Origin of the sequence: Saccharomonospora saliphila YIM 90502 (genome assembly GCF_000383795.1) — a bacterium.
In the GTDB taxonomy this organism is placed as follows: Bacteria; Actinomycetota; Actinomycetes; order Mycobacteriales; family Pseudonocardiaceae; genus Saccharomonospora; species Saccharomonospora saliphila.
In genome coordinates this window covers 41,072-42,961 of the sequence record NZ_KB912656.1, presented here as the reverse complement: position 1 = coordinate 42,961, position 1,890 = coordinate 41,072, and the positions used below count along the sequence as shown (strand labels likewise).

The following is a 1,890-nucleotide window of genomic DNA, read 5'->3' as shown; positions in this document are numbered from 1 at the left end:
GTGGAGGACAGCGCCGCCGCCGACTCGGTGGCGACGCGGATCTGAGGCAACCGACGACGAGACGCGGGCCGTGCGGGCGGATTCGCCTACGTGGTGGGCGTCAACCGCGTCGCCGCACGTACCTCCGACGGCGGGGACCACGACGAGGCCGACCGAGACCGTGACGACACCAGCGCGGACACGGCGGCCCACGCCGAGCAGGCCGAGGCCCTCCGCGCCCGGGGGGCCGACGTGGTGGTCGACGACCTGGCCGACCTGCTGGCGGACGAACCGGCCCGGAGAGGAGGAGTGTGACCGACACCGAGCGCGGCTACGCACAGGACCCCTGGGAGCTGCGGTGGCACGGCCTCGCGGTGGACCAGCTGCAACGCACCGAGTCGACCTTCGCCCTGTCGAACGGGCACATCGGCATGCGCGGCACGCTGGAGGAAGCCGAGCCTCGCGGACTGCCCGGCACCTACCTCAACGGCTTCTACGAGGAGCACGAGCTGCCCTACGCCGAGGCCGGCTACGGCTATCCCGAGGCCGGGCAGACGGTCGTCAACGTGACCGACGGCAAGATCATCCGGTTGCTCGTCGAGGACGAGCCGCTGGACATGCGATACGGCCATGCCCCCAGCCACTCCCGCGTGCTGGACTTCCGGTCCGGGACCCTCCGCCGGGAGACCGAGTGGACCTCCCCCACCGGTCGGCGCGTGCTCGTGCGCACCGAACGGTTGGTCTCGTTCGCCCAGCGGGCGGCCGCGGCCATCCGGTACGAAGTCGAACCGCTCGACGGCCAGGTGCAGCTGGTGGTGCAGTCCGAACTGCTCGCCAACGAGCCGATCGAGGCCGACACCGGCGACCCGCGCGTGGCCGCGGCGCTGGAGGCGCCACTACTGGGCGAGTTCCACCGTGCCGAGGACTACCGAGCGGTGCTGGTGCACCGCACGACCCGGTCGGGGCTGCGCATGGCCGCCGCGATGGACCACGAGATCGAGGCCACCGACGGCCTGCGCACCGACATCACCGTGGAGCAGGACCTGGCCCGGCTGACCATCGCCGTCGACGTGCCGCTGGGGCAGCCCCTTCGGCTGACGAAGTTCCTCTCCTACGGCTGGTCGGCGCAGCGTTCGCTGCCCGCCGTGCACGCTCAGGTGGAGGCCGCCCTCGCCGGCGCACGGCAGACCGGGTGGGAGGGCATGCTCACCGAGCAGCGCCAGTTCCTCGACCAGTTCTGGTCCAGCGCGGACGTGGAGATCGACGGTGACCCGGAGTTGCAGCAGGCGATCCGGTTCGCGCTGTTCCACGTGCTCCAGGCCGGGGCTCGCGGGGAGAGCCGCGCGATCCCGGGCAAGGGACTCACCGGACCCGGCTACGACGGGCACGCGTTCTGGGACACCGAGACGTTCGTGTTGCAGGTGCTCACCTACACGCTGCCCGACGCGGCGCGGGACGCCCTTCGCTGGCGGCACACCACGCTCGACACGGCGCGGGACCGGGCGGCACAGCTCGGGCTCCGGGGCGCGGCGTTCCCGTGGCGCTCGATCAACGGCGCCGAGTGCTCGGCGTACTGGCCGGCGGGGACGGCGGCGTTCCACGTCAACGCCGACATCGCCGACGCGGTGGTGCGCTACCTCCAGGCCACGCACGACAGCGAGTTCGAGCGGCAGTGCGGCACCGAACTGCTCACCGAAACCGCCCGCCTGTGGATCTCGCTGGGCCACCACGACCCGCACGGCGGCTTTTGTCGGTGCTGCCGGACCGCAGCGTGCTGCACACCTCCCGCGACGGCCGGGTCTTTCTGACCACTCCGGAGGGCTCCACGTCGCTCGCGGGGGAGCTCGACGTCTACAACCACGACGAGGACGGCTTGCAGGGTGTGGCCGTCGACCCGGACTTCGAGCAGAA

Annotated in this window: 3 pseudogenes; all 3 read left to right on the top strand. The window is 72.0% G+C overall.

Annotated elements, in window-relative coordinates:
• Positions 1-63 precede the first annotated feature (63 nt).
• Positions 64-294, top strand: a pseudogene (locus tag SACSA_RS0109195) (hypothetical protein); the annotation flags it as partial.
• A pseudogene (locus tag SACSA_RS22210) lies at positions 291-1,727 on the top strand (glycoside hydrolase family 65 protein); the annotation flags it as partial. The pseudogenes SACSA_RS0109195 and SACSA_RS22210, both read left to right, overlap by 4 nt.
• Positions 1,727-1,890: pseudogene (locus tag SACSA_RS27180) on the top strand (PQQ-dependent sugar dehydrogenase); the annotation flags it as partial. The pseudogenes SACSA_RS22210 and SACSA_RS27180, both read left to right, overlap by 1 nt.